We start from the raw sequence: 26,457 nt of genomic DNA on the forward strand, positions 1-26,457 counted from the left end.
GGTGCTTATGGGCCCGCTCAGTCTGTCACTCTGTCGGTGTCATGAGGTGCGCAATGTGAGAACCGATCAGGAGCCGCACCGTGGGGTCCATTCCAACGCAGCGGGAGAGCGGGAACCGCCCGCCCGGCCCGGTGCCCTCCCCTGGCGCGGCGGAGCCCCGGCCCGCGTCCGCCGCCCGCACCAGCCTGCCCGGCAACCCGCTCGCGCCGTCCGCCGCCCGCCGCTTCGCGCGCGCCGCCCTCGCCGACTGGACCGCCCAGGGCGCGCCCGGCGCCGAGGGGCTGGACGAACGGGCCGCCGACGAGGCGGCCATAGTCGTCAACGAGCTGGTCACCAACGCCGTGGTGCACGCGGGCACCACCGTCGAGCTGGTCTGCCGCCTGGAGCCGCCCGCCGGGGACGAGCCCGGCGCGGTGGTCGTCGAGGTCTCCGACCACCACCCCTCCCGGGTCGTGCGCCACGAGCCGCGCGAGCCGGGCGCGCCGGAGTACGCCCGGGGGCTGCACCTGGTGGCCGCGCTCGCCGAGTGCTGGGGCATCACCTACCGCACCGGCCTCAAGACGGTCTGGGCGCGGCTGCTCCTCGACGCGGAGGGCGCCGCCCCGGGCGAGGAGGGGCCGGGCCGCGAGGAACGGCTCCGGCGCGGACCGCGCGCCGCCGGGACGCCGGCCGCCCCGGGACGCGGCGCCCCCCTCGGGCAGGACCGCGACTGGGTGAACCGGGGCGCCCTCTCCTTCCTGGCGGAGGCGTCCGACCTGCTGGCGGGCCAGTTCGACGAGGACATGATCGCGGCGCTCGCCGGACAGCTCCTGGTGCCCCGGCTCTGCGACTGGTGCGCGATCTGGCTCGACCCGGAGACCGGCGGCCCGGCCGGCGAGCCCCGCCTCGCCCGGGTGTGGCACGCCCGCGAGTCCGGGATCGACGAGCTGCGGGCGGTCCTGGAGAAGGATCCGCCCCGGCTGCCGGAGTCCGCGCGCGGCGGCCCGGTCCCGATGCCCTGGCCGGCCCCGCAGGACGGCGGCGACGGCGCGGCGCTCGCGTACCGGATGGTCGCCGGCGGCCGGGCCGTCGGCGTGCTCATGCTCGGGCGGGCCGGGACGGCGCGCATCCCCGACGAGGTGACCGGGCTGGTCGAGGACTTCGTGCGCCGGGTGGCGCTGGCGATCGGCGCCGCCCGCCAGTACACCCGCCAGGTCACCATCAGCCGGGTCCTCCAGCGCGGACTGCTCCCGGCGGGCGTGGCGGAGATCCCCGGCGTCGACAGCGCGCTGGTCTACCAGCCCAGCGGCGAGGGTGTGGCGGGCGGCGACTTCTACGACCTGTTCCCCGGCGCCGACGGCCGCTGGTGCTTCGCGCTCGGCGACGTCCAGGGCAGCGGCCCCGAGGCGGCGGTCGTCACCGGCCTGGTGCGGCCCTGGCTGCGGCTGCTCGCCCGTGAGGGGTACGCGGTGCACGACGTCCTGGACCGCCTCAACAAGCTGCTCGTCGACGACGGCGTCGAGGCCGCCGAGGCGGCCGCCCGGATGGTCGCGGCGGCGGGCGGCCGCGAGGTGGCCGAGGGCCCGCAGTCCCGCTTCCTCTCCCTGCTGTACGGAGAGCTCGTCCCGGTGCCGCCGGAGAGCGGCGGGGGCGTCCTGTGCACCCTGGCGAGCGCCGGCCACCCGCTGCCGCTGCTGCTGCGGCCCGAGGGGTCGGTGCGGGCGGCGGCCGTGCCGCAGGTGCTGGTCGGGGTGGTGGAGGGGGTGGCGTACGAGAGCGAGAGCTTCCGGCTGATGCCCGGCGACACCCTGCTGTGCGTCACGGACGGGGTGACCGAGCGCCGCTCCGGCCGGCAGATGTTCGACGACGGGGACGGCCTCGCCGCAGTGCTCGCGGGGTGCGTGGGCATGACGGCGACGGGGGTCGCGGAGAGCGTCAAGCGGGCGGTGTACGCGTTCGGCACCACGCCGCCGGAGGACGATCTGGCGCTCCTGGTGCTCCAGGCACGCTGAGGGCGTGCCCGGGGCCGTCCGGGGTGGCGGACAATGGGGGCATGCCTTCCGTACTGCCCGATGGTGAGCCCATGCCCGAGGACGGGGCGCTGCCCGGTTCCGCCCTGGAGGGCGCGGGGGAGCGGCCGCTCGGCTTCTACCTGCACGTTCCCTACTGCGCCACGCGCTGCGGGTACTGCGACTTCAACACCTACACCGCCACCGAGCTGCGCGGCTCCGGCGGCGTCCTGGCGTCCCGTGACAACTACGCGGCCACCCTGACCGACGAGATCCGGCTGGCCCGCAAGGTGCTCGGCGACGACCCGCGCCCGGTCCGTACGGTCTTCGTGGGCGGCGGCACCCCGACGCTGCTCCCCGCCGCCGACCTGGTCCGGATGCTCTCGGCGGTACGCGAGGAGTTCGGCCTGGCGGACGACGCGGAGGTGACGACGGAGGCGAACCCCGAGTCGGTGGACCGGGCGTATCTGGAGGAGCTGCGGGCCGGCGGCTTCAACCGGGTCTCCTTCGGGATGCAGAGCGCCAAGCAGCACGTCCTGAAGATCCTCGACCGTACGCACACGCCGGGCCGCCCGGAGGCGTGCGTCGCCGAGGCGCGGGCGGCGGGCTTCGACCACGTCAACCTCGACCTGATCTACGGGACGCCCGGCGAGTCGGACCAGGACTGGCGCGAGACGCTGGCGGCGGCGGTGGGGGCGGGTCCCGACCACATCTCCGCGTACGCCCTGATCGTCGAGGAGGGTACGCAGCTGGCGCGCCGCATCCGCCGGGGCGAGGTCCCGATGACGGACGACGACGTCCACGCGGACCGCTACCTCATCGCGGACGCGGTGCTGGCCGAGGCGGGCTTCCACTGGTACGAGGTGTCGAACTGGGCCACCACGGAAGCGGGCCGCTGCCTGCACAACGAGCTGTACTGGCGGGGCGCGGACTGGTGGGGCGCGGGCCCCGGCGCGCACAGCCATGTCGGGGGCGTGCGGTGGTGGAACGTGAAGCATCCCGGGGCGTATGCGGCGGCGCTGGCGGGTGGGCGTACGCCGGGGGCGGGGCGCGAGGTCCTCGCGGCGGAGGACCGCCGGGTGGAGCGCATCCTGCTGGAGCTCCGGCTCCGGGAGGGCTGCGAGCTGTCGCTGCTGCGGGAGGCGGGGCTGGCGGCGGCGCGGCGGGCCCTGGGGGAGGGGTTGCTGGAGGAGGGGGCGTTCGGGGCGGGGCGGGCGGTGCTGACCCTGCGGGGGCGGTTGTTGGCGGACGGGGTGGTGCGGGATCTGGTGGACTGACCCGTCCCGGGGTGCGGTGTTCGGCTGCGGGTGAGGGGTGTGTGTGGGTTGCTCGCGCAGTTCCCCGCGCCCCTGTTTGGTCCGGTGTTCGTCTGCGGGGCGGTGGTGGGTTGCTCGCGCAGTTCCCCGCGCCCCTGTTTGGCCCGGTGTTCGTCTGCGGGGCGGTGGTGGGCTGGTCGCGCAGTTCCCCGCGCCCCTTTGGGGCCCGGTGTTTGGCTGCGGGTGTGTGGGGGGTTGCTCGCGCAGTTCCCCGCGCCCCTTTGGGGCCCGGTGTTCGGCTGCGGGTGTGTGGGGGGTTGCTCGCGCAGTTCCCCGCGCCCCTTTGGGGCCCGGTGTTTGGCTGCGGGTGTGTGGGGGGTTGCTCGCGCAGTTCCCCGCGCCCCTGAGGGGGTGCGGGGCAGTCGGAGTGCTGGCCTCGGCCGGGGGCTTTTAGGGGCGCGGGGAACTGCGCGGTCGGCCCCCCGCCGGGGCGCAGACGGAGATAGGCGCTTGGGGCGGAGGCATCCCCCGGAGGGTTTAGGGGAGGGGCGGGGAGGGGGCCGTCACGAAGTCGATCAGCTCCTCCACCCGCCCCAGCAACTCCGGCTCCAGGTCCCGATAACTCCGCACCCCGGAGAGAATCCGCTGCCACGCCGCCCCCGTGTTCACCGGCCACCCCAGCGCCCGGCACACCCCCGTCTTCCAGTCCTCCCCCCGCGGCACCACCGGCCACCCCGCGATCCCCACGGCCGCCGGCTTCACCGCCTCCCACACGTCGATGTAGGGGTGCCCGGCCACCAGCACGTGCGCGCCCGTGACCGCCGCCGCGATCCGGGACTCCTTGGAGCCGGGGACCAGGTGGTCGACCAGGACGCCCAGGCGCGCGTCGGGGCCGGGGGCGAAGTCCGCGACGATCGCGGGGAGGTCGTCGATGCCCGACAGGTACTCGACGACGACGCCCTCGATGCGCAGGTCGTCGCCCCACACCTTCTCCACCAGCTCCGCGTCGTGGCGCCCCTCGACATAGATGCGCCCCGCGCGCGCCACCCGCGCCCGCGCCCCCGGCACCGCCACGGAGCCCGAGGCGGTGCGCGCCGGGCGCGAGGGAGCGGGCGCCGGCGGGCGTACCAGCGTGACCACCTTCCCCTCCAGCAGGAACCCCCGCGCCGCCATGGGGAACACCCGCTTCTTGCCGAAGCGGTCCTCCAGCGTCACCGTCCCCGCCTCGCAGCGGAGCACCGCCCCGCAGAACCCGGTCGTCACCTCCTCGACGACCAGGTCGAGCTCGGCGGGCACCTCGGGGGCCGGGGTCCCCTTCTTCCAGGGCGGAGTCAGGTCCGGGCTGTAGCTGCGCATTCCGATGAGAATACGGGTGGATCATGTGCCCATATGGGTGTACGCCCTTATGACACGCCGAATTCCTCCGCGAGCCCGGCCCGTTGCGCCCGGACGAACGCCGCGTCCACCACCGCCCCGTGCCCCGGTACGTACACCGCGTCCTCGCCGCCCAGGTCGAGCAGCCGGTCGAGGGCCGCGGGCCAGTGGGTGCGGACCGCGTCCGGCCCGGCCTGCGGCTCGCCGGACTCCTCGACCAGGTCACCGCAGAAGACGATCTCGGGTGAGCCGGCGCCACCAGGGCTGCCCGGGACCAGCAGGGCCAGGTCGTGGCCGGTGTGGCCGGGGCCCACGTTCGCCAGCAGCACCTGGCGCCCGCCCAGCTCCAGCGTCCACTCGCCCGTCACGAAGTGCTGCGGGCGCACCAGCAGGTCCGCCGCCTCGGCGGCCCGCGCGGGCGGCACCCCGTGGGTGACGGCGTCCGTCCGCAGGGCGTCCCCGTCCAGGACCCGGTCGATCCCGACCGCCCCGTAGACCTCGGCCCCGGAGAACGCGGCCGTGCCCAGGACGTGGTCGAAGTGGGGATGGCTGAGTGCGATATGCGTCACCCGACGCCTGAGCAGCGCCTGTGCCTGGGCGCGCAGCTCGGCGCCCTCGCGCAGGGTCGAGCCCGTGTCGTACAGCAGGACCGCGTCCTCGCCCGCGACCAGGCCCGCCGTCGCGTCCCACCCCGGCAGCCGGCGGCGGCCCACGCCGTCGCCCAGCCGCTCCCAGCCGAACTCTTCCCAGCGGATGTCCATGACACGACGCTATCCCGGGCGGCCGGGGCGGTGCGTTCGAGCGCGCCGCGAGCGTCACGGGCTGCCGCCCTTGCTAGGGGTGTACCGGTCGGCCGTACACTGGCCGGGGATCGCTGGCACTCGAACGCGCAGAGTGCCAGGGCAGAGCGGCCAGGACGACAGCTGGAGGTGTGCGCGGTGCTCAGTGAACGCAGACTCGAAGTCCTGCGCGCGATCGTCCAGGACTACGTCGGGACCGAGGAGCCGGTCGGCTCGAAGGCCCTGACCGAGCGGCACAAGCTGGGCGTCTCGCCGGCGACCGTGCGCAACGACATGGCCGTACTGGAGGAGGAGGGCTTCATCGCCCAGCCCCACACCAGCGCCGGCCGTATCCCCACGGACAAGGGCTACCGGCTGTTCGTCGACCGGCTCGCGGGCGTCAAGCCGCTGTCGTCGCCGGAGCGGCGGGCCATCCAGAACTTCCTGGACGGGGCCGTCGACCTCGACGACGTGGTGGCGCGCACGGTCCGGCTGCTCGCACAGCTGACCCGGCAGGTCGCCGTCGTGCAGTACCCGTCGCTGACACGGTCCACCGTGCGGCACGTGGAGCTGCTGTCGCTGGCCCCGGCCCGGCTGATGCTGGTGCTCATCACGGACACCGGGCGGGTCGAGCAGCGGCTGGTCGACTGCCCGGCGCCGTTCGGCGAGACCTCGCTGGCGGATCTGCGGGCCCGGCTCAACAGCCGGGTGGTGGGGCGCCGCTTCGCGGACGTCCCGCAGCTGGTGCAGGATCTTCCCGAATCCTTCGAGCCGGAGGACCGAGGAACCGTTTCGACGGTGCTCGCCACCCTGCTCGAAACCCTGGTGGAGGAGACCGAGGAACGGCTGATGATCGGCGGCACCGCCAATCTCACCCGCTTCGGACACGACTTCCCCCTGACCATTCGGCCGGTGCTGGAGGCGCTGGAGGAGCAGGTCGTGCTCCTCAAGCTGCTCGGCGAGGCCAAAGAATCGGGCATGACCGTACGAATCGGGCATGAGAACGCCCATGAAGGGCTGAACTCCACGTCCGTCGTCTCGGTCGGCTACGGTTCGGGCGGCGAAGCCGTCGCGAAACTCGGCGTGGTCGGACCGACCCGCATGGATTACCCCGGAACGATGGGAGCGGTACGCGCAGTGGCACGTTACGTCGGACAGATCCTGGCGGAGTCGTAAGTGGCCACGGACTACTACGCCGTACTGGGCGTACGCCGCGACGCATCGCAGGACGAGATCAAGAAGGCGTTCCGGCGCCTGGCGCGTGAGCTCCACCCGGATGTGAATCCGGACCCGAAGACGCAGGAGCGCTTCAAGGAGATCAACGCCGCCTACGAGGTTCTCTCGGACCCGCAGAAGAAGCAGGTCTACGACCTCGGGGGCGACCCCCTGTCGTCCTCCGGCGGCGGTGGCGCCGGCGGCTTCGGCGCGGGCGGCTTCGGGAACTTCTCGGACATCATGGACGCGTTCTTCGGCAACGCGGCGCAGCGCGGGCCCCGTTCGCGCACCCGTCGCGGCCAGGACGCCATGATCCGGCTGGAGATCGACCTCAACGAGGCGGCCTTCGGTACGACCAAGGACATCCAGGTCGACACGGCGGTCGTCTGTACGACCTGCTCCGGCGAGGGCGCCGCCCCCGGCACTTCGGCGCAGACGTGTGACATGTGCCGCGGCCGCGGCGAGGTCTCCCAGGTCACCCGCTCCTTCCTCGGCCAGGTCATGACCTCCCGCCCCTGCCCCCAGTGCCAGGGCTTCGGGACTGTCGTGCCCACGCCGTGCCCGGAGTGCGCGGGCGACGGCCGCATCCGCTCGCGCCGCACGCTCACGGTCAAGATCCCGGCCGGTGTCGACAACGGCACCCGGATCCAGCTCGCGGGCGAGGGCGAGGTCGGCCCCGGCGGCGGCCCCGCCGGTGATCTGTACGTGGAGATCCACGAGCTGAACCACGACGTCTTCCAGCGCCGTGGCGACGATCTGCACTGCACGGTGACGATCCCCATGACGGCGGCGTCGCTCGGCACCAAGGTGCCGTTGCAGACGCTGGACGGCATGGAGGAGGTGGACATCCGCCCGGGCACCCAGTCGGGCCAGTCCATCCCGCTGCACGCGCGCGGTGTGACGCACTTGCGGGGCGGTGGCCGGGGCGACCTGATCGTCCACGTCGAGGTCACCACGCCGACCAAGCTGGATCCGCAGCAGGAGGATCTGCTGCGCCAGCTGGCGAAGCTCCGTGGCGAGGAACGCCCGACGGGGCAGTTCCAGCCCGGGCAGCAGGGGTTGTTCTCCCGGCTGAAGGACGCGTTCAACGGGCGGTGAGGGGTTCCCTCTCGGGGGCCTCGGCTCGCGGTTCGGCTGCGGGTGCGTGGGGGCTGGTCGCGCGGTTCCCCGCGCCCCTGTTCGGCCCGGTCTTTGTCTGCGGGCCGGTGGCGGGTTGCTCGCGCAGTTCCCCGCGCCCCTTTGGGGGGACCGCCGTCTCCCGGAATGTCGCTCAGCCGGTGACCCCTTGGGGAACCGTGCGGCCAGCCCGGGGGTGAAAGGGCCGGGGGGTCGGGGGGATTCGGTGGCTGGGCGGGGCCGTGGCACGATGCGGGCATGGCTTTGACCGATCTCTGCCGGTATCCGATCGTGCAGGCTCCCATGGCCGGTGGCGTCTCCGCCCCCGGTCTGGCCGCCGCGGTCTGCGAGGCCGGCGGACTCGGGTTCCTGGCCGCCGGGTACAAGACGGCCGACGGCATGTACCAGGAGATCAAGCAGCTGCGGGGGCTCACCGGACGCCCCTTCGGGGTCAACCTGTTCATGCCGCAGCCGCCGCACACCGACCCGGCCGTCATCGAGGTGTACCGCAACCAGCTCGCGGGCGAGGCCACCTGGTACGAGACGCCGCTGGGCGAGGCCGACTCCGGCGGCGACGACGGCTACGAGGCCAAGCTGGCGATCCTGCGCGAGGACCCGGTCGCGGCCGTCTCGTTCACCTTCGGCTGCCCCGAGCGCGAGGTGCTCGCCGCGTTCGCCGCCCTCGGCACGTACACCGTCGTCACCGTGACCACCCCCGACGAGGCGCTGGCCGCGCAGGTCGCCGGGGCCGACGCCGTCTGCGTCCAGGGGACGGAGGCCGGCGGCCACCAGTCCACGCACCGCGACGACCCGCAGGCCGACGGCTCCGGGCTCGGGCTGCTGACGCTGATCACCCAGGTCCGTGAGAGCGTGACGCTGCCGATCGTCGCGGCCGGTGGGCTGATGCGCGGCGCCCAGATCGCGGCGGTGCTCGCGGCGGGCGCGGACGCGGCGCAGCTCGGCACGGCGTTCCTGGCCTGCCCCGAGTCCGGCGCGCACGCCCTGCACAAGCAGGCCCTGACCGACCCCCTCTTCGTCCGTACGGAGCTGACGCGGGCGTTCTCCGGACGCCCGGCCCGCGGCCTGGTCAACCGCTTCATGCGCGAGCACGGACCGTACGCCCCGGCCGCCTACCCCCAGGTGCACCAGATCACCGCCGGGCTGCGGCGGGCCGCCGCGGCGGCGGGCGACGCCCAGGGCATGGCGCTGTGGGCGGGCCAGGGGCACCGGCTGGCGCGGGCGCTGCCCGCCGGGCAGCTGGTGGAGGTCCTGGCGGCCGAAGTGGACGCGGCGCTCGCCGCGCTGGCCGCCGCAACGAGAAACCGCACCACATGAGGAGCACGTCATGACCGCCCCGGTCTTCGTCGTCGAGCGTTTCCCCGCGTCCGGGCCGGGTGGCCGGTACGTCCTGGACGGCCCCGAGGGACGGCACGCCGTCTCCGTGAAGCGGCTCGAACCCGGTGAGGACGTCGTCCTCACCGACGGCCGCGGCACCTGGGCGGACTGCGTGGTCCTGGCCACCGAGGGCAAGGACCGGCTCGTCGTCCAGCTGGACTCGCTGAGGGACGAGCCGCAGCCGCAGCCGCGCATCACCGTCGTCCAGGCACTGCCCAAGGGCGACCGGGGCGAGGTCGCGGTCGAGACGATGACCGAGGTGGGCGTCGACGCCGTGGTGCCCTGGCAGGCCTCGCGCTGCATCACGCAGTGGAAGGGCGACCGGGGCGCCAAGTCCCTCGCCAAGTGGCGCGCCACGGCCCGTGAGGCGGGCAAGCAGTCGCGCCGGGTGCGGTTCCCGGAGGTGCGGGACGCGCTGACGACCAAGCAGGTTGTCGCGTTTTTGGCCACGGCTGATTTCGCCGCCGTGCTGCACGAGGGCAGCGACGTCCCGAGCGAGCCGCTGGCCACGGCCGAGCTGCCCGCGCGCGGGGAGATCGTCCTGGTGGTGGGCCCCGAAGGGGGCGTGTCGCCCGAGGAGTTGGCGGCCTTCGCGCAGGCCGGCGCCCGGCCGTACGTGCTCGGCCCGAGCGTGCTGCGCACCTCCACGGCGGGCACGGCGGCGGCGGCGCTGCTGATGGGGCGCACCGGCCGCTGGTCGTGACGCCGCCGGCGCATGGCTGACCTCCCGCCGGCGTCCGCCTGACCTCCCGTCGGCGTCCGCGTGGCGTCCGCCCGTGCGTCCGGCCGACGTCGTAAAGCCGTCTACCGCGCCCGGCGCCGGGGTGGGACGCTGGCGCGTATGGGGGCAAGGAGATACGTCACGTGGCCGCTGCGCCACCGGCGCGCGTTCGCCGCGCTCGGCCTGGTCGCCGGGGCGGCGGCCGGCGCCGCGGCCTGCGACCCGGTCGGCGGCATGAGCTCGGTCACCGTCTCGGTGACCACCGACAAGGTCGCGACGAGCAAGCTGGAGCACGACGGCTTCAAGGTGCGGTATCTGACCTGCACCGCGAAGGTCGACGGTGGCTCGTCGACCCGTACGCCGTCGGCCGCCTCGACCCGGACGGTCGCCACGGTCGGCTGCCGGGGCCGCACCGACGACAACAAGAAGATCAGCGTCACCGGCAAGGTGACGGAGGAGCGCGAGGACCGCTGCGTGCGGGGCGATCTGACGGCGAAGGTCGCGGACCGCACGGTCTTCCACGCGAGCGTCCTGGGCGACTGCAACGCGCCGCCGCCGAGCCGGAGCACCCCCAGGCCCCCGGGCAAGCCGGGCGGCCGGCCGACGGTGACGGTCACGGTGACCGTGACGGAGACGTTCCAGGGCAAGTGAGGGCCGGGCGGGGCCGGGGCGCGTGGGGTCCGGTGGGCAGACGTCAGTAGCATGCTGCTGACTGATCGATCGTTCCCATCCGTATCCCCCTGTTCCCACCGTGACCGAGGAGCTCAGGACCGTGGCCGGAGAGCCGCAGGCGGACTGCCTGTTCTGCAAGATCGTCTCGGGGGACGTCCCGGCGACCGTCGTCCGGGAGACCGAGACCGTCGTGGCGTTCCGCGACATCAACCCCCAGGCGCCCACGCACGTCCTGGTCATCCCCCGCGCCCACCACCCCGACGCGGCCTCCCTCGCCGCCGCCGAGCCGGCGGTCGCCGCCGACCTGCTGCGCGAGGCCGGGGAGATCGCCGCCGCCGAGAAGATCGACGGCAGCGGGTACCGGATCGTCTTCAACACCGGCAGCGGCGCGGGCCAGACCGTCTTCCACGCGCACGCCCATGTGCTGGGCGGCCGCGGCCTCCAGTGGCCGCCCGGATAGCGGGACGGGACCGGTAACCCCTCTTGTCCGTACGTGAACTGGTGGTGCTCGGCACCGCCAGCCAGGTCCCGACCCGGCACCGCAACCACAACGGCTATCTGCTGCGCTGGGACGGCCGGGGCATCCTCTTCGACCCCGGCGAGGGCACCCAGCGGCAGATGCTGCGGGCCGGCGTGGCCGCGCACGACATCGACCGGATCTGCGTCACGCACTTCCACGGCGACCACTCGCTGGGGCTCGCCGGGGTGATCCAGCGGATCAACCTCGACCGGGTGCCGCACCCGGTCACCGCGCACTACCCGGCGAGCGGCCGGCACTTCTTCGACCGGCTGCGGTACGCGACGGCCTACCGCGAGACGGTCGAGCTGACGCAGGTCCCGGTCGAGGGCGAGGGCGCGGTGCTGGCGGAGACCGAGGCGTACACGCTCGAAGCGCGCCGGCTCTCGCACCCGGTCGAGTCCTACGGCTACCGGCTCACCGAGCCGGACCGGCGCCGGATGCTGCCCGCGCTCCTGGCCGAGCACGGCATCACCGGGCCGGACGTGGGGCGCCTGCGGCGCGAGGGCGTACTGCGCGGGGTGGCGCTCGCCGACGTCAGCGAGGTGCGGCGCGGCCAGCGGTTCGCTTTCGTCATGGACACCCGGCTCTGCGCGTCGGTGCCCGCGCTGGCCGAGGGCTGCGACATGCTGGTCATCGAGTCGACGTTCCTGGACGAGGACGTGCGGCTCGCCGAGGACCACGGGCATCTGACGGCAGGTCAGGCGGCCGGGGCGGCCCGGGACGCCGGGGTGCGCCACCTCGTCCTCACGCACTTCTCGCAGCGGTACGCGGACCCGGCGGACTTCGCGCGCCAGGCGCGGGGGGCCGGGTTCGCGGGGGAGCTGACGATCGCGGCGGACCTGACACGGGTGCCGCTGCCGAAACGTACGCCGTAACCACGTTCACGATCTGGCCGTCCGGCCACCTTTTCCAGGAAGTACCTCCATGCCCCTCCCCAAGGCCGAACTCCACCTCCACATCGAAGGCACCCTCGAACCCGAGCTCGCCTTCGAACTGGCCGCGCGCAACGGTGTGCGGCTGCCGTACGCCGACACCGAGGAGCTGCGCAAGGCGTACCTCTTCGACGACCTCCAGTCCTTCCTCGACCTGTACTACGCGCTGATGGCGGTGCTGCGTACGGAGGACGACTTCGAGGCGCTGGCGGAGGCGTATCTGGCGCGGGCGGCGGCGCAGGGGGTGCGGCACGCGGAGATCTTCTTCGACCCGCAGGCACACACGTCGCGGGGGGTGCCGATCGGGACCGTGATCGAGGGGCTCGGCCGGGCCCTGGACCGCGGCGAGGCCCGCCACGGCGTCACGACCCGGCTGATCCTCTGCTTCCTGCGCGACCGGTCGGCGGAGTCGGCCCTGGAGACGCTGGAGGCGGCGCGGCCGCATCTGCACCGGATCACGGGCGTCGGCCTCGACTCGGCGGAGGTCGGGCATCCGCCGGCGAAGTTCCGCGAGGTGTACGCGATGGCGGACGCGCTGGGGCTGCGGAAGGTGGCGCACGCGGGGGAGGAGGGGCCGCCGTCCTACATCACCGAGGCGCTCGACGTCCTCGGCGTGGAGCGGGTGGACCACGGGCTGCGGGCCCTGGAGGACCCGGAGCTGGTGGCCCGCCTGGTCCGCGACCGGATCCCGCTGACGCTGTGCCCGCTCTCGAACGTACGGCTGCGGGCGGTGTCCTCGCTCACCGAGCATCCGTTGCGGCGGATGATGGACGCGGGGCTGGTGTGCACGGTGAACTCCGATGATCCGGCGTACTTCGGGGGGTACGCCGGGGACAACTTCGACGCGGTGGGGGCGGCGTTGGGGCTGTCGGAGGGGGATCTGCGGGGGCTGGCGCGGAATTCGTTCCTGGCGGCGTTTTTGGGGGAGGGGGAGCGGGAGAGGTATCTGGCGGAGGTCGAGGCGTACGAGTTCCCCACCCCGCCCCTTCCCTAAACCCTCCGGGGGCTGGGGGGGCGGCCTGCGGCCGGGGTGATGTGCGGGTGGGTGACCGCTTTGTCGCGCAGTTCCCCGCGCCCCTACGGTCCTGGTGATCCGCGGGCCCGGTGGGGGCTGGTCGCGCAGTTCCCCGCGCCCCTTAAGGGACGGGGCTGCGCCCCTGCCCCGGGGCCTCCGGGTGCCGGGTGAACCGGACTACCCAGGGGCGCGGGGAACTGCGCGACCAGCCCCCACCCAGCGGCAGACGAATTCCGGGCGGATAAGGGGCGCGGGGAACTGCGCGGTCAGCCTCCCCACCCCGCTCGCCCGCAGGCGCACTCACACCGACAGTCCGAACTCCCCTCCCACCGGCTGCCCCACCAGTTGCCCCACCGGCTGCGCCGCAGGCCGGTCCGCCGGGGACGGGCGCGGGCCGGGGCGGGCCAGGAGTGTCAGGGGGGCGGCCACCACGAGCAGGAGCGCCCCCAGCACCACCCCCATCCCCCCGAACCCCACCCACGCCGACAGCACACTCCCCGTCAGCGGTCCGCACGCCACCCCGAGCGACGACGCCGAGCCCGCCAGGACCGCCCAGCGGCCGCGCGGGTCCAGGGATGCCGCCAGGGCGATCAGGTACGAGAGCACCACCGGGTAGAAGACGTTCCACAGGATCTCGCCGGACGCGAACGACACCAGGCCCCGCGCCGACGCGCTCACCAGCACGCACCCCGCGATCACCACCGTCCCGCCCCCGATCGGCACCGCCCGCCCCAGCCGTGCGCCCAGCGCCCCCGCGCCGGTCACCCCGAGCAGGCCCGCGAGCAGCGCGACCGCGAACACCGCGCCCACCGTCACCTCGGTCAGCCCCGCCTGGGTCAGGCCGATGCGTCCGCTCACGCCCCACAGCGCGTTCTGCGCCAGGGACCAGCACAGCATCGCCGCCGCCAGTACCGCCCCGGTCCGCCGGTGCGGCAGGAGCGAGGAGGGCGCGGCGCCCATGGGGCGCCCGGCGGCGGCCGGGCCCGGCAGACGGCTCGTCGCGGGCCACACCAGCCCCGCCACCCCCGCGATCGCCGCGAACGGCAGGCCGTGGCCGCCCCCGAGGCGCGGGAGCGTCAGATACAGCGCCCCGGCCGTCGCCGAGACCGACAGCAGTCCCAGCGTGGTCAGCCGGTGCGGGTCCGGCCGCGCGGCCATCCCGGACGCCGCCACCGCCGTCGCCGTACCGGACCCGAAGCCGCCGACCACCGCCCCCGCCACCACCAACGGCAGCAGCGAGGTCGACGCGGCGGCGCCGTAACCCGCCAGTGCGAGGAGCAGGCCCAGCCGGGCGAGCCGTCGCTCCCCGTACCGCTCCACGCGCGCCGCCAGCGCGAAGCCCGCCGACGCGGAGCTCAACAGCAGGACGGAGCCGACGAGTCCGGCCCGGGTGGGCGGCAGCCCGAGGCCCGAGGAGAGGCGGCCGACGACGGTGGGGAGCAGATACGCGGCCAGATAGCCGGCCGTGAAGACGGCGACCAGCGGCCAGGCGGCACGAGGGCGTGCGGACATGGGCGTTCCCAGGAGCGGTGCCCGAACGGGCAGAAGGTGGGGGAGGCAGGCAATGAGGGGGGATGCGCCCGGTGTTGTCACGTACGGGAACGCGGCCCAATTTGTATCAAGCCGCCCGAGCCCGTGAAAGCCGGCCCTTGGTGATCTAGGTCACTTGTCTGTTTCCGGCGGTGAGGGGGTGGGTAGGCCCGCTGCCCACGTGTGCCGTTCGGTGGCCTTTTCCTTGACCCTCACTGTTCACATATCTAGTCTTCATTCTCATGGATGTACCGTCGCAGTCGATCCGTCTCGTCGATGTCCGGCTCACCCCCGTCCTCATAGCCGACCCCCCGCTCCTCAACGTCCAGGGCGTCCACCAGCCGTACACCCCCCGCCTCGTCGTCGAAGTCGTCACCGACAACGGGGTCACCGGTGTCGGGGAGACCTACGGCGACACCCAGTACCTGGAGCTGGCCCGGCCGTACGCCGACGCCCTGGTCGCCGCCCGGCACGCGCTCGCGGATCTCAATGGGCTGTTCACGCTGATGAACGAGCTGCCCGTGGACGACGCCCGCGTCGACCACTCCGTGGACGTCGGCGGGCTGCGCGGTGTGCAGAGCGCCGACAAGCTGAGGCTCTCCGTCGTCTCCGCCTTCGAGGTCGCCTGCCTCGACGCGCTCGGCAGGACGCTCGGCGTGCCCGTGCACAGCCTCCTCGGCGGCAAGGTCCGCGACAGCGTGGAGTACAGCGCGTACCTCTTCTACCGGTGGGCCGAACACCCGGGCGGGGCGGGCGAGAAGGACGACTGGGGCGCGGCGCTCGACCCCGAGGGGATCGTGGCGCAGGCCCGGCGCTTCGTGCGCGCGTACGGGTTCGGCTCCTTCAAGCTGAAGGGCGGTGTCTTCCCGCCCGAGCAGGAGAGCGCCGCGATCCGGGCGCTCGCCGAGGCCTTCCCGGGGCGCCCGCTGCGGCTCGATCCGAACGGCGGCTGGAGCACGGCCACTTCGCTCCGCGTCGCCGCCGAACTCGCGGACGTACTGGAGTACCTGGAGGACCCGGCGTCCGGCACGCGCGCGATGGCGGAGGTCGCCGCGGGCACCTCCGTGCCGCTCGCCACCAACATGTGCGTGACCACGTTCCCCGAGATCCGCGAGGCGTTCCTGACCGACGCCGTGCAGGTCGTCCTCAGCGACCACCACTACTGGGGCGGGCTGCGCAACACCCGGGAACTGGCCGCGATCTGCCGCACCTTCGGCGTGGGCCTGTCCATGCACTCCAACACGCACCTGGGCATCAGCCTCGCCGCCATGACCCACGTCGCCGCGACCGTGCCCAACCTCGACTACGCGTGCGACAGCCACTACCCCTGGCAGAGCGAGGACGTCGTCGTGGACCGCCACGTCTTCCGGGACGGGCGCCTGACCGTCTCCGACACTCCCGGGCTCGGCGTCACCCTCGACCGGGACGCCCTCGACCGGCTCCACCGCCGCTGGCTGGCCGACGACGGCACCTTCCGCGACCGCGACGACGCGGCCGCCATGCGCCGGGCCCCCGGGCACGAGCGGTGGCGCGCGCCGGAGCTGCCGCGCTGGTAGACGCGGTCACCCGCCGCGCCCCAGCCCCCCGGCGACGGCTCCCGGCGCGTACGGATCGGGCACACTGGCCCCATCCGTACGCGAACGGGGAGTCCGCCGTGACCACATCCAGCAGAGAGCAGCAGGACCGCGCAGACCGGTGGGGGCACACCGCGGGCGTCGACCCGCTGGGCAAGGTGCGCCGGCCGCGGGACCCGGAGTGCGACGTCTTCCTGACCGGCACGGTCTTCCTCGACATCATCTTCACCGGCCTCGACTCCGCCCCGGTGCGCGGCACCGAGTCGTGGGCGCGCGGCATGGGCTCCAGCCCCGGCGGCGTCGCCAACATGGCCATCGCGCTCGCCCGCCTCGGCCTGCACACCTCGCTGGCGGCGGCCTTCGGCGACGACCACTACGGCGAGTACTGCTGGGACGCCCTGGAGCAGGGCGAGGGCATCGACCTGTCGCTGTCGCGGACCGTGCCCGGCTGGCACTCCCCGGTCACCGTCTCCATGGCGTACGAGGGCGAGCGGACCATGGTCTCGCACGGCCACGAGGCGCCCTGGGAGGAGTCCGCCCCGGCCGCGCCGCCACGCGCGCGTGCCGCGATCGCCTCCCTGGTGCCCGGCCGCACCGAGGAGTGGATCGCCGACGCCGCCCGGCACGGCTCGCGGATCTTCGCCGACGTCGGCTGGGACGACACCGGGCACTGGGACCTGGCGGGGCTGACCGGCCTTGAGCACTGCGAGGCGTTCCTGCCCAACGCGGGCGAGGCGATGCGCTACACCCGCACCGACTGCCCGCGCGCGGCGGCCCGCGTCCTGGCCGAGAAGGTGCCGGTCGCGGTGGTCACCCTGGGCGCGGAGGGCGCGTACGCGGTGGACGGCTCGACCGGGGAGACCGCCGAGGTCCCCGCGATCGCGGTGGAGGCGCTCGACCCGACGGGGGCGGGCGACGTCTTCGTGGCCGGGTTCGTCACCGGGACGCTCGCCGGGTGGCCGCTCGCGGACCGGCTCGCCTTCGCGGGCCTGACGGCCGCCCTGTCCGTCCAGGAGTTCGGGGGCTCGCTCTCGGCGCCGGGGTGGGCGGAGATCGCGGCGTGGTGGCAGGCCGTGCGCATCCGGTCGGGGCAGGACCCCGCGGCCCTGCGCCGGTACGAGTTCCTGGAGGGACTGCTGCCGGGGGCGGCCCGCCCGTGGCCGCTGCGCCGGGCCGTACCGACGATCGGCTTCCGCCGCCCGGCTTGAGCGGTTCGTCCGCGGGTCGTGGCGGGTCGTGGCGGGCCGGTCGCGCGCGGTCCGCGGGCGGGGAGGCGGCGGCGGGAGTCACGGCGCTTCCCGGTGCGAAAACCCCTCGGCGCTGTCAGTGCCAGGTCGTACGCTTGGTAGTCCAGAGGTTGTCGAGCAGCGAGAACCCTGCAACAGGAGGTATGCGCAGGCCACAGAGCCGGCCCATGACTCAGACACCCACACAGCCGCAGGCGAGTGCCCAGATCGAGGTCCCTGCCAAGCACCCGATGGTGATGCTGCTCGGATCCCGGGACTCGCTGCTGCGCGTGATCGAGAAGGCCTTCCCGGCGGCCGACATCCATGTCCGGGGCAATGAGATCAGTGCCACGGGGGCCCCGGCGGAAGTCGCGCTCATCCAACGCCTGTTCGACCAGATGATGCTGGTGCTCCGCACCGGTCAGCCGATGACGGAGGACGCAGTGGAACGCTCGATCGCCATGCTCAGGGCGAGCGAGAACGGCAGAGCGGAGGACGGCCACGAGACCCCGGCCGATGTCCTGACCCAGAACATTTTCTCCAGCCGTGGTCGCACGATCCGCCCCAAGACCCTCAACCAGAAGCGGTACGTCGACGCGATCGACAAGCACACGATCGTCTTCGGCATCGGCCCCGCCGGTACCGGAAAGACCTATCTCGCCATGGCCAAGGCGGTCCAGGCCCTGCAGTCCAAGCAGGTCACCCGGATCATCCTGACCCGCCCCGCCGTCGAGGCGGGCGAGCGCCTCGGCTTCCTGCCGGGCACGCTCTACGAGAAGATCGACCCGTATCTGCGCCCGCTCTACGACGCGCTGCACGACATGCTCGACCCCGACTCCATCCCCCGGCTGATGGCGGCCGGCACGATCGAGGTCGCCCCCCTGGCGTACATGCGCGGCCGTACACTGAACGACGCGTTCATCATCCTGGACGAGGCGCAGAACACCAGCGCCGAGCAGATGAAGATGTTCCTCACCCGTCTCGGCTTCGACTCGAAGATCGTCATCACGGGTGACATCACCCAGGTCGACCTGCCGAACGGCACGAAGAGCGGTCTGCGCCAGGTCCAGGAGATCCTGGAGGGGGTCGAGGACGTCCACTTCTCCCGGCTGTCGTCCCAGGACGTCGTCCGGCACAAGCTCGTCGGCCGTATCGTCGACGCGTACGAGAAGTACGACAGCCAGCAGGACCGCAACGGGAAGTAGTCAGAGCGCACCATGTCGATCGACGTCAACAACGAGTCCGGAACCGAGGTCGACGAGCAGGCGATCCTCGACATCGCCCGCTACGCGCTCACGCGGATGCGGATCCACCCGCTCTCCGAGCTCTCGGTGATCGTCGTGGACGCCGAGGCGATGGAGCAGCTGCACATCCAGTGGATGGACCTGCCGGGACCGACCGATGTCATGTCCTTCCCGATGGACGAGCTGCGTCCGCCGATGAAGGACGACGAGGAGCCCCCGCAGGGGCTCCTCGGTGACATCGTGCTCTGCCCCGAGGTCGCCAGGCAGCAGGGCGAGGACGCGCCGACCCGGCACTCGATGGACGAGGAGCTCCAGCTCCTGACCGTCCACGGCGTGCTCCACCTGCTCGGGTACGACCACGAGGAGCCGGACGAGAAGGCCGAGATGTTCGGCCTCCAGGCGGCCATCGTGGACGGCTGGCGGGCGGAGAAGGGCCACACCGGTCCCTCCCCGGCGCCGACCGTCTCATGACCGGGCAGCTGCTCTTCGGCGCCGTCGCGCTGGTCGTGGTGGCCTGGCTGGCCGCCTGCGCGGAGGCCGGCATCGCCCGTACGTCCTCGTTCCGCGCGGACGAGGCCGTACGGTCGGGGCGGCGCGGCGCGGCGAAGCTCGCCCAGGTGGCCGCCGACCCCACCCGCTACCTCAACGTGGCCCTGCTCGTCCGGGTCGCCTGCGAGATGGCGGCCGGGGTGCTGGTCACCTATGTCTGCCTGGAGGACTTCGCAGAGACCTGGACGGCGCTGGTCGTCGCCATCGCGGTGATGGTGCTCGTCTCCTACGTCGCCGTCGGCGTCTCGCCGCGCACGATCGGCCGCCAGCACCCGCTCAACACGGCGACGGCCGCCGCGTACGTCCTGCTGCCGCTCGCCAGGATCATGGGCCCGGTGCCGCAGCTCCTCATCCTCCTCGGCAACGCGCTCACACCCGGAAAGGGCTTCCGCAAGGGCCCGTTCGCCTCCGAGGCCGAGCTGCGGGCCATGGTCGACCTCGCCGAGCAGGAGTCGCTCATCGAGGACGACGAGCGCCGGATGGTGCACTCGGTCTTCGAGCTCGGCGACACGTTGGTGCGCGAGGTGATGGTGCCGCGCACCGACCTCGTCTGCATCGAGCGCTACAAGACCATCCGCCAGGCGCTCACGCTCGCGCTGCGCTCGGGCTTCTCCCGCATCCCGGTGACCGGGGAGAACGAGGACGACATCGTCGGCATCGTGTATCTGAAGGACCTGGTCCGCAAGACGCACATCAACCGGGACTCGGAGGCCGACCTGGTCTCCACCGCGATGCGCCCGGCCGCCTTCGTCCCCGACACCAAGAACGCGGGCGACCTGCTGCGCGAGATGCAGCAGGACCGCAGCCACGTCGCCGTCGTCATCGACGAGTACGGCGGCACGGCCGGGATCGTCACCATCGAGGACATCCTGGAGGAGATCGTCGGGGAGATCACCGACGAGTACGACCGGGAGCTGCCGCCGGTCGAGGAGCTGGCGGACGGCTGCTTCCGGGTCACCGCGCGGCTCGACATCGGCGACCTGGGCGAGCTGTTCGGGCTCGACGCGTTCGACGACGAGGACGTGGAGACGGTCGGCGGACTGCTCGCCAAGGCGCTCGGCCGGGTGCCCATCGCGGGTGCCACGGCCACCGTCGACCTGCCGGACGGGCGGGCGCTGCGGCTGACGGCCGAGTCACCCGCGGGCCGCCGGAACAAGATCGTGACCGTGCTGGTGGAGCCGGTGGCCGTCAAGGAGGAGGAAGAGGCGTGACCCCTCAGGAGCTCAGGGAATTCTGCCTGGCGTTCAACGCCGCGACCGAGGAGTTCCCCTTCGGCTCGGGGACCTCCGTCTTCAAGGTCCTCGGCAAGATGTTCGCCCTGAGCAATCTGGGCGGCACCCCGCTCACCGCCAACCTCAAGTGCGACCCGGACGAGGCGGTGCGGCTGCGCGCGGAGTACCCGGCGATCGTGCCGGGCTGGCACATGAACAAGCGCCACTGGAACACGGTGGACATCGATCAGCTCCCGGACCGGATGGTCCGGGAGCTGATCGAGGACTCGTACGACCTGGTGGTCGCGGGACTGCCGAAGGCCGAACGGCTGCGGCTCGACCGGCCGTGAACGGCCAGGGCGTGTTGCGCCCTAGGCCCGGCGGCGGCCAAGGCCCACCGCCACCAGGGCCGCCGCCGCGACCACGATCACCGCGTCCACCAGCAGCACCGTCCGCACCCCCGAGAACAGGTCGTCCCCGGTCGTGGCCAGGACGCCCAGCAGCGGGATGCCGATGGTGATGCCGACCTGCTGGGTCGTGGTGACCAGCCCCGTCGCCAGGCCCTGCTCCTCGTCGGGGACCCCACTGGTGACGGTCACTCCGTACGAGATGATCGCGCCCAGGTGGCACATGCTGGCCAGGGAGACCCCGACGGTGGCGAGCAGCGCGCCCGACTCGCGGCCCGCCGCCAGCAGCAGGGCGATGAACAAGCCCTGGCCGAGCAGCGAGAGGACCAGGGTGCGGCGGGCGCCGAAGCGGCCGATGATCCGGGCGGCGAAGCCGCCGGCGACCGCCGACAGGACGCCCTGGACGCCGAAGACCAGACCGGTCCTGAAGGACGACAGGCCCAGGACCTCCTGGAGGTAGAGGGTCAGGACGAAGACGACGGTCGACATCATCGAGAAGGTGACCAGCCCGCCCAGGTTGCCCCACGCCACCGTGCGGCGCCTCAGCATCGGCAGGGAGACCAGCGGGGCCTGCGCCCGCGACTCGACGACCACGAACGCGGCGAGCAGCGCCAGACCGGCGATCAGGGTGCCCCGGACGTCCGCGCCGCCGAAGCCGCGCTGGGCCGCCGTCGACAGGGAGTAGATCAGGGCGAGCAGACCGCCGGTGACGGTGACCGCGCCGGGCACGTCGAGACGGGGCCGGTCGGGGGTGCGGGATTCGGGCAGCAGACCGGGCGCCAGGGCGAGGACGACCAGCGCGGCCACCGTGAGCAGGCCCATCGTCGAGCGCCAGCCCAGCGTGTCCGTCATGACCCCGCCGAGCACCATGCCCACGGTGAAGCCGAGCGAGAGCAGGGTGCCGCTGATGCCCAGGGCCCGGTCGCGCTGCGGGCCCTCGGGGAAGGTCGTGGTCAGCAGCGACATCCCGGTCGGCACGATCACCGCCGCGCCCAGCCCCTGGAGTGCCCGCCCGGCCAGGAACGACGCCGGGTCCCAGGCGAGGGTGGCGAGCAGCGAGGCGGCGCCGAAGAGGGCGAGTCCGGTGAGGAACAGCTTCTTGCGGCCGTACAGGTCGGCGATCCGGCCGAACAGGAGCAGGAAGCCGCCGGAGGGCAGCGCGAACGCGGTGACCGCCCACTGGAGCGCGGACCGGCTCAGACCCAGGTCCTCGCCGAGGACGGGCAGCGCCACGTTCAGTACGGAGAAGTCGAGCGCCACCATGAACTGGGCGGCGCAGAGCACGAACAGGACCAGCTTCGCGCGGCCGGAGAGCCGGGCGTCTTGGGGGTCCGCTGCGGTGGCCGGCGTGGCCGGCGCGGTGGGGGTGTCGATTGCCATGGCCACAGCCTGGCCGCGCGCCAACCGCCGTGGAGAGTGGGAACTTATCCTGTTGGCGGCACCACCAGGCAGCGGCCGGGGTGCCGACCAGCAGCCGACGAGGGGGAGTACGGACGTGGCCACGCCGATCGGCAAGTCGCTGCGGCGCACCGAACTGCGCGAGTTCCTGATGAACCGGCGGGCCCGGATCAGCCCGGCCGCCGCCGGGCTGCCCGACGGCGGTGCCCGCCGCCGCACCCCGGGCCTGCGCCGCGAGGAGGTCGCGGTGCTGGCGGGGGTGGGGGTCTCCTGGTACCAGTGGCTGGAGCAGGGCAGGGACATCACGGTCTCCCCGCAGGTCCTGGACTCCGTGGGCCGCGTCCTGAAGCTGACCAGCGCCGAGCGGCGGCATCTGTACGTGCTGGCCGGGCTCAACCCGCCCGCGCCCGAGGTGGATCCGGCCGACGCCGACATGTGCCAGGGCCTCCAGCGGCTGATCGACGCCTGGATGCCGTTCCCCGCGCACATCATGGACGCGTACTGGAACACGGTGATGTACAACGACGCCGCCGCCATGGTGCTCGGGATGCGCCCGGAGATCGTGCAGAACTGCCTCGTCGCCTTCTTCACCGACCCGGTCTACCGCTCCCGCGCCAAGGGCTGGGAGGAGATCGCCGCGCTGGTGGTCGCCCAGTACCGGGCGGCCTGCTCGGAGCGGCCGGGCGACGAGGGCTTCCAGGAGGTCGTCGAGGAGGCGTCGCGGCTGTCGGAGGAGTTCGCGCGGCTGTGGGGGCAGCGGGACATCCTGCCCGGCGGCCAGATCAAGAAGGAGTTCCAGCACCCGGTGGTGGGGACGCTGTTCGTGGAGTCCACCCAACTGCGGGTGCCCGCCCGGCCGGACCTGGCGATCGTGCTGCACAACCCGCTGCCGGGGACCGACACGGCCGCGAAGCTGGAGTGGCTGGCCTCGCCGGAGGGGCGGCGGGGGTCGATGTATCCGGTGGCGGGCTGAGCGGCCCTGCGGGGGCCTGCGGGGCCGTGCGGGGTGGGGGTTGCGTTGTGGGCCCGGCCGGGCCCACTCCTTATGCTCTGGCTATGACTCTGAGTACCGAACTCGATCCCGAGGACCGCAAGATCATCACGCTGGCGCGCAGCGCCCGGGCCCGCAACGGGGTGGCCGAGGGCGCGGCCGTACGGGACGAGACCGGGCGTACCTACGTCGCCGGGACCGTGGAGCTGGACTCGCTCAAGCTCTCGGCGCTGCGCACGGCGGTCGCGATGGCCGTGGCGAGCGGGGCGAAGTCGCTGGAGGCGGCGGCGGTGGTGACCGAGGCGGGGACGGCCTCCGAGGAGGACCGGGCCGCGGTCCGCGACCTCGGGGGGGCGGGGACGCCGGTGCTGGTGGCGGGGCCGGACGGGGAGCTGCGCGCCCGGGTCGAGGGCTGACCCGCGTTTTGCCCGGGGTTCGTCTGCGGGCTGGTGGTGGGTTGCTCGCGCAGTTCCCCGCGCCCCTGTTGTGCCCGGGGTTCGTCTGCGGGTGGTGGTGGGTTGCTCGCGCAGTTCCCCGCGCCCCTTCAGGGCCCGGTGGTTGTCTGCGGGTCGTGGTGGGTTGCTTGCGCCGTTCCCCGCGCCCCTTAGGTGGGCCGTCGGCTCCTGGGGGTGCGGCTGGGCCGGGTCCCTTTTGTCTGCGGGTGGTGGTGTGCTGGTCGCGCAGTTCCCCGCGCCCCTTCAGGCCCGGTGGTCGTCTGCGGGTCGTGGTGGGTTGCTCGCGCAGTTCCCCGCGCCCCTTGGGGAGACGGCCGTTTCCCAAAAGCTCTGCTCAGCCGGCAACCCCCTAGGGGCGCGGGGAACTGCGCGATCAGCCCCCACTGGGCAGCAGGCGAACCCCGGGCGTCAAGGCGCCCCCGCCGGGCCGCAGGCGAACCCCGGGCGTCAAGGCGCCCCCGCCGGGCCGCACACGAACTCCGGGCGTAAGAGTGGCTTCGCGGTGGTGGCTGGATGTTGTGTGGGGGAGCGGTGGTTTTCGGTCGATGCCGGAGAAACCCCCGACCCCCCTTGCGCCCCCGCACCCCCCGCGCATCAATGAACAGCAGTCCATCCGACGGACCGTCAGATACGGCAGCCGGGCAGGGGGCGCGAGCCGCGGCCCCCGGGCCGCGTCGGCCGCCCTCCTCCCGCGTGGCGTGCGCACCCCGCCCGCGGACGGTTTCACGCGCATGCGCTGTGCACATGCGCTTCCATGCGGCACTCCGCCATCTCTCCCGGTACGGGAAGTACGGGAAGGGGAACCGATGTTACGCAAGAGGTCACTGGTGCTCACGGCGCTCACCGCCGGCGCCCTGTCCACCGGTGCGCTGGTGCTGGCCCCGACGGCCGCGGCCGTCTCCCCGGGGTCGGCCACCGAGGTCTACGACTGCGGTTTCTACGGCGGCGGTGAGGCGACGCTGACGGCCACCCAGAACGGCACGGCCGCCACCGTCACCCTCACCTCCGCCGAGATCACCACCCCGCTCGCCGTGGGCAAGGACACCATCACCACGACGCTGACCATGGCCAAGGCCGGGGGCGGCACGCTGGTCTTCAGCGGGAAGCGCAACCCCGCCATGGCGGCCGGCAGCGGGGTCACGGTCGGCCCGCTCAGCGGGACCGTCTCGCCCGGCCTCTCCGCCAACGCCCACCCCGGCACGGTCAAGATGGTGGTCTTCGGGATCCCGGTGACCTGCAACTCCACCGCCGCCCAGGCGCCCGGGCCGTTCGTCTTCAGCTGACCCCGGGCACACGTCGAGCCCCCCACGTCCCACCGGACCGGCGCCGCGGTCCCGCGGCGCCGGTCCTCCCTGTTCACGCAAGGGCGGCGAGCGCCCGTGATCCCTTGGCTGACCTGCGGGAACGCGGATCTTGACAGTATCTGATGGCCCATCAGTCAAGGGATTTCGATTCCATTGACTTCTTTTCGCGCCCCCAGGTCAATGGCTCCCTGCCGGCGCAGCCGAGCCGCTGCTGCGCCACGACCGCAGAGGGGGGCAGTCATGCCTTCAGCACGAAGACGGCGCCGCTGGGCCGCCGTACTGGGAGCCGCGGCGCTCATGGCCGGGACCGGGGCGCTCGTCGCCCCGGCGCAGGCCCTGGCCGCGACGCCCGTCGACTTCGCCACACACTGCGTACCACCGCCCATCGCCGGTATCCCGGCGATCGACGGCACCACGTCCGCCCAGATCACCGTGGACAAGGCCGCGCCCAAGGTCGGTGACACGGTCACCGTCACGTACACGGTCACCAAGCCCGCCGCCGGCAACCCGGTGGACCTGGCGCTGCCCGCCGACATCATGACCCCCACCGGAAAGGTCACCCTGGGCGGCGCCCAGAGCGGCGACGTCACGGTCGCCGGGCCCAAGAAGAACGACCCGGTACCGGGGAAGGGCGCGTTCCCGCCGTTCTCCATGACCGGGACGTTCACCGTCACCGCACCCGGCGCGATCACCCTGTCGCCCGGCGACTACAACATCCACACCAGCTACATCATGGAGCTGGACACCCCCTGCACGGTCACCAACCCGCCCGCGCCCGTCTCCGAGACGGTGACCGCGACCGGCGGCGGCCAGACCAACCAGCGGGCCGTCCAGCTCGGTACGGCCTCCGGCAAGCCCGGCGCGGGCGTCACCGTCACCGGGTCGAAGTTCACCGCGGGCGCGGCCGTGACGGTCGCGGGCCGGGCCGGGGCGGCGGAGACCGCCGACAGGACGACCGTGACGGCGGACGCCCAGGGCGCGTTCTCCACCACCCTCACGGTCAACGACAAGGCGACCAGCGGCATCGTCGCCTACGAGGGAGCGAGCTGGAGCGACGACAAGGGGGCGGGACCGGCGGCGTACACCGTCGTCGACGACACCCCGACGCCGCCGAACAGCCAGAAGCTCACCTCCGCGGTCAAGGCGGGCACGCTCTCCATGACCCAGGCCGGCGACGCCGTCACCCTGGACGCCGTCGACTTCGGCAAGGGCGGCTTCTCCCGCGGCTCGCTCCGGACGGTGACGGTCCAGGACTTCCGCGGCGGCCCCGCGGGCTGGTCCCTGACCGGCAAGGTCACCGACTTCACCGGCCCCGCCGGAGCGAAGATCGATGCCTCGAAGCTCGGCTGGACCCCGGTCTGCGCCACCAAGGCCGGTTCCCCGTCGACCTGCGCGGCGGGCTCGCCCGGCACCGTGGGCAGCGCGGGCGCGACCCTCGCGACCACGCCCAACGCGGCGCTCACCGGCGGTGAGTTCACCGTCGACGCCCGGGTCTCGCTGAACGTACCCGCGTTCACCGCGCCCGGCGCGTACTCCGGCGTGCTGACCCTCACGCTGGCCTGATCCACCCGTGGGCCGGGCGCGC

Annotated in this window: 24 protein-coding genes; 20 read left to right on the forward strand and 4 right to left on the reverse strand. The window is 73.3% G+C overall.

All coding sequences use genetic code 11. The features are described from left to right. Window positions 1–80: 80 nt before the first annotated feature. On the forward strand, window positions 81–1,991 hold the full coding sequence (locus tag ABZ404_RS33680) for a SpoIIE family protein phosphatase (RefSeq protein WP_358832417.1): 1,911 nt from the start codon (window positions 81–83) through the stop codon (window positions 1,989–1,991). Between the two features lie 41 nt (window positions 1,992–2,032). Then, on the forward strand, window positions 2,033–3,265 hold the full coding sequence (gene hemW / locus ABZ404_RS33685; RefSeq protein ID WP_358832416.1) for a radical SAM family heme chaperone HemW: 1,233 nt from the start codon (window positions 2,033–2,035) through the stop codon (window positions 3,263–3,265). A 516-nt stretch (window positions 3,266–3,781) separates the two neighbouring features. Here hemW and ABZ404_RS33690 read toward each other — a convergent pair. Both ABZ404_RS33690 and ABZ404_RS33695 read right to left on the reverse strand, forming a co-directional pair. Then, window positions 3,782–4,600, reverse strand: a complete 819-nt coding sequence (locus ABZ404_RS33690) for a DUF3097 domain-containing protein (RefSeq protein ID WP_358834475.1) — start codon at window positions 4,598–4,600, stop codon at window positions 3,782–3,784. A gap of 47 nt (window positions 4,601–4,647) precedes the next feature. Beyond that, entirely contained in the window at window positions 4,648–5,379 is a 732-nt protein-coding gene (locus ABZ404_RS33695; RefSeq protein WP_358834474.1) for an MBL fold metallo-hydrolase, read from the reverse strand. A 177-nt stretch (window positions 5,380–5,556) separates the two neighbouring features. Here ABZ404_RS33695 and hrcA point away from each other — a divergent pair, with 177 nt between their 5' ends. The 8 genes from hrcA (at window position 5,557) to ABZ404_RS33735 (ending at window position 12,962) form a co-directional block, all read left to right on the forward strand. Then, on the forward strand, window positions 5,557–6,573 hold the full coding sequence (gene hrcA, locus ABZ404_RS33700; protein ID WP_358834473.1) for a heat-inducible transcriptional repressor HrcA: 1,017 nt from the start codon (window positions 5,557–5,559) through the stop codon (window positions 6,571–6,573). Then, entirely contained in the window at window positions 6,574–7,710 is a 1,137-nt protein-coding gene (gene dnaJ / locus ABZ404_RS33705; RefSeq protein ID WP_358834472.1) for a molecular chaperone DnaJ, read from the forward strand. A 276-nt stretch (window positions 7,711–7,986) separates the two neighbouring features. Beyond that, entirely contained in the window at window positions 7,987–9,063 is a 1,077-nt protein-coding gene (locus ABZ404_RS33710) for a nitronate monooxygenase (protein ID WP_358834471.1), read from the forward strand. A gap of 10 nt (window positions 9,064–9,073) precedes the next feature. Next, on the forward strand, window positions 9,074–9,826 hold the full coding sequence (locus ABZ404_RS33715) for a 16S rRNA (uracil(1498)-N(3))-methyltransferase (RefSeq protein ID WP_358834470.1): 753 nt from the start codon (window positions 9,074–9,076) through the stop codon (window positions 9,824–9,826). Between the two features lie 138 nt (window positions 9,827–9,964). Continuing rightward, window positions 9,965–10,495, forward strand: a complete 531-nt coding sequence (locus ABZ404_RS33720; RefSeq protein ID WP_358834469.1) for a hypothetical protein — start codon at window positions 9,965–9,967, stop codon at window positions 10,493–10,495. A gap of 121 nt (window positions 10,496–10,616) precedes the next feature. Next, entirely contained in the window at window positions 10,617–10,976 is a 360-nt protein-coding gene (locus ABZ404_RS33725) for a histidine triad nucleotide-binding protein (protein WP_358834477.1), read from the forward strand. Between the two features lie 23 nt (window positions 10,977–10,999). Next, the gene (locus ABZ404_RS33730) at window positions 11,000–11,911 is read left to right on the forward strand and encodes a ribonuclease Z (protein ID WP_358834468.1); all 912 of its coding nucleotides are present in this window, start codon (window positions 11,000–11,002) and stop codon (window positions 11,909–11,911) included. 49 nt (window positions 11,912–11,960) lie between these two features. Beyond that, entirely contained in the window at window positions 11,961–12,962 is a 1,002-nt protein-coding gene (locus ABZ404_RS33735) for an adenosine deaminase (protein WP_358834467.1), read from the forward strand. Between the two features lie 321 nt (window positions 12,963–13,283). Here ABZ404_RS33735 and ABZ404_RS33740 read toward each other — a convergent pair whose 3' ends face one another. Then, complete coding sequence (locus ABZ404_RS33740; protein ID WP_358834466.1) at window positions 13,284–14,495, reverse strand: MFS transporter; 1,212 nt, start codon at window positions 14,493–14,495, stop codon at window positions 13,284–13,286. A 260-nt stretch (window positions 14,496–14,755) separates the two neighbouring features. On the opposite strand from ABZ404_RS33740, the gene ABZ404_RS33745 reads away from it, so the two are divergent. From ABZ404_RS33745 to ABZ404_RS33770, 6 genes are all read left to right on the forward strand, one after another. After that, window positions 14,756–16,069, forward strand: coding sequence for a glucarate dehydratase family protein (locus ABZ404_RS33745; RefSeq protein ID WP_358834465.1), 1,314 nt, complete (start codon window positions 14,756–14,758; stop codon window positions 16,067–16,069). A 98-nt stretch (window positions 16,070–16,167) separates the two neighbouring features. Then, on the forward strand, window positions 16,168–17,295 hold the full coding sequence (locus ABZ404_RS33750) for a PfkB family carbohydrate kinase (protein WP_358834464.1): 1,128 nt from the start codon (window positions 16,168–16,170) through the stop codon (window positions 17,293–17,295). Between the two features lie 206 nt (window positions 17,296–17,501). Continuing rightward, complete coding sequence (locus ABZ404_RS33755) at window positions 17,502–18,518, forward strand: PhoH family protein (RefSeq protein ID WP_358834463.1); 1,017 nt, start codon at window positions 17,502–17,504, stop codon at window positions 18,516–18,518. Window positions 18,519–18,530: 12 nt separating this feature from the next. Next, window positions 18,531–19,028 carry an rRNA maturation RNase YbeY gene (ybeY, locus tag ABZ404_RS33760; protein ID WP_358834462.1) on the forward strand — a complete coding sequence of 166 codons (498 nt, stop codon included), beginning with the start codon at window positions 18,531–18,533 and terminating at the stop codon, window positions 19,026–19,028. Beyond that, window positions 19,025–20,317, forward strand: a complete 1,293-nt coding sequence (locus ABZ404_RS33765; protein WP_358834461.1) for a hemolysin family protein — start codon at window positions 19,025–19,027, stop codon at window positions 20,315–20,317. Before ybeY ends, ABZ404_RS33765 begins: the two co-directional genes overlap by 4 nt. Further along, window positions 20,314–20,667, forward strand: a complete 354-nt coding sequence (locus tag ABZ404_RS33770; RefSeq protein WP_358834460.1) for an MmcQ/YjbR family DNA-binding protein — start codon at window positions 20,314–20,316, stop codon at window positions 20,665–20,667. The genes ABZ404_RS33765 and ABZ404_RS33770 overlap by 4 nt, the downstream gene beginning before the upstream one ends. A gap of 21 nt (window positions 20,668–20,688) precedes the next feature. Here the strand turns inward: ABZ404_RS33770 and ABZ404_RS33775 are convergent, their stop codons facing one another. Next, window positions 20,689–22,104, reverse strand: coding sequence for an MFS transporter (locus tag ABZ404_RS33775; protein WP_358834459.1), 1,416 nt, complete (start codon window positions 22,102–22,104; stop codon window positions 20,689–20,691). A gap of 169 nt (window positions 22,105–22,273) precedes the next feature. On the opposite strand from ABZ404_RS33775, the gene ABZ404_RS33780 reads away from it, so the two are divergent. From ABZ404_RS33780 to ABZ404_RS33795, 4 genes are all read left to right on the forward strand, one after another. Then, window positions 22,274–23,095 carry a helix-turn-helix transcriptional regulator gene (locus tag ABZ404_RS33780; protein ID WP_358834476.1) on the forward strand — a complete coding sequence of 274 codons (822 nt, stop codon included), beginning with the start codon at window positions 22,274–22,276 and terminating at the stop codon, window positions 23,093–23,095. An 83-nt stretch (window positions 23,096–23,178) separates the two neighbouring features. Continuing rightward, window positions 23,179–23,529 carry a cytidine deaminase gene (locus tag ABZ404_RS33785; RefSeq protein WP_358834458.1) on the forward strand — a complete coding sequence of 117 codons (351 nt, stop codon included), beginning with the start codon at window positions 23,179–23,181 and terminating at the stop codon, window positions 23,527–23,529. A gap of 845 nt (window positions 23,530–24,374) precedes the next feature. Continuing rightward, window positions 24,375–24,851 carry a hypothetical protein gene (locus ABZ404_RS33790; RefSeq protein ID WP_358834457.1) on the forward strand — a complete coding sequence of 159 codons (477 nt, stop codon included), beginning with the start codon at window positions 24,375–24,377 and terminating at the stop codon, window positions 24,849–24,851. A 261-nt stretch (window positions 24,852–25,112) separates the two neighbouring features. Then, on the forward strand, window positions 25,113–26,435 hold the full coding sequence (locus ABZ404_RS33795) for a beta-xylosidase (protein ID WP_358836691.1): 1,323 nt from the start codon (window positions 25,113–25,115) through the stop codon (window positions 26,433–26,435). Window positions 26,436–26,457: the final 22 nt, after the last annotated feature.

It is taken from the genome of Streptomyces sp. NPDC005878 (genome assembly GCF_040629815.1).
Lineage (GTDB): Bacteria > Actinomycetota > Actinomycetes > Streptomycetales > Streptomycetaceae > Streptomyces.